A 1,232-nucleotide genomic window follows, 5' to 3' on the forward strand; every position below is an offset into this window, starting at 1 on the left:
ATCCAAAACAAGAATACCGCCGCGAAGCATTCGAGCTGTATGGTGAGCTGCTCAATGTCATTAAGAATGACGTTGTAAAAAACATCATGACAGTTCAAATTCGTAGTGCAAGCGAGTTGGACGAAGCCTCCGAGTCAATGAACGAGGACTTGGCTAAGCTCTCAGACGTGCAGTATCAGCATGCTGATGCAGATCTTGAGGTGGCGGGGTCAACCGGCGATCGTGGTGCAGCAATTGAAATAGTTCCAGCACCCATTCGAAGTGGTCCTAAGGTTGGGCGTAATGACCCTTGCACCTGCGGTAGTGGGAAGAAATACAAGAACTGCTGCGGAGCATTAGCTTAATAAGCCAATAATTTTTTATGGCGTTATTTAGATGGAGGCCTTGGCCTCCATTTTTATTTTTAGCCCAATAGCTAGGGCTTTCCCTAGCTATCTAGATACCCTTATATCGATCAAGATCTTCTCTTATATGCAAGAAATTGCAGTTATGAGCCAAAGGAACCGGTATGCAAAAGTCCCTGCACATCAATGCAGATAAATGCACAGGCTGTCTTCAATGTGAGATGGCTTGCAGTTATGAGCACTATGGAGTGTTTAATACCTCTAAGTCCCGAATTAAAGTATTCGAGTTTCACGATACAGGGAAGAAGGTTCCTTATACCTGCACCCAGTGTGCAGAAGCTTGGTGTCTTCAGGCTTGTCCCGTTGATGCGATTAGCTTGGATATCCTCACTGGAGCCAAAGTTGTTTCCGATGACACCTGTGTAGGTTGCAAGGTGTGTACGATTTCTTGTCCCTTTGGAACTATTAATTATGTTCAAGATACTGGCAAGGTTCAGAAGTGTGATTTATGTGGCGGCGATCCAGCATGTGCAACTGCGTGCCCAACTCAGGCTATTACCTATGTAGATGCCGACTGGACGGGCTTAGACAAAATGCGTGAATGGGCAGACAAGCTCGGCAATCAAAATAGTTCCAACTAAAAAAGCATAGGAAAACGATCATGTCATGGGCTGGAAAATTACTACGCGTTAATCTAACTGCCGGCACTTGTGCCTCAGAGCCAATCAATATGCAGTGGGCTAAGGAATATTTAGGCTCACGAGGTTTAGCTTCGAAGTATTTAGTGGAAGAGTTGGATCCTAAAGTTGATCCACTGTCTGCTGAAAATAAAATGATTTGGGCAACTGGTCCACTGACTGGAACGATGGCATCTACTGGAGGTCGCTA

3 protein-coding genes are annotated in these 1,232 nt (G+C 45.2%); all 3 read left to right on the forward strand.

From position 1 onward, the window contains the following. Positions 1-344: SEC-C metal-binding domain-containing protein (locus tag B7Y67_RS18510; protein WP_293599891.1), on the forward strand; the 344-nt coding region annotated here is incomplete at its 5' end. A gap of 164 nt (positions 345-508) precedes the next feature. Beyond that, positions 509-985, forward strand: a complete 477-nt coding sequence (locus B7Y67_RS18515; RefSeq protein ID WP_215302433.1) for a 4Fe-4S dicluster domain-containing protein — start codon at positions 509-511, stop codon at positions 983-985. Positions 986-1,005: 20 nt separating this feature from the next. Then, a partial coding sequence (locus B7Y67_RS18520) for an aldehyde ferredoxin oxidoreductase N-terminal domain-containing protein (protein ID WP_293599892.1) occupies positions 1,006-1,232 on the forward strand: 227 nt, incomplete at its 3' end.

It is taken from the genome of Polynucleobacter sp. 35-46-11 (assembly GCF_002281105.1).

What these genes read in the sequence shown, in the direction of transcription:
- B7Y67_RS18515 (WP_215302433.1), top strand. Translation starts at nt 509, where the DNA reads ATGCAAAAGTCCCTGCACATCAATGCAGATAAATGCACAGGCTGTCTT.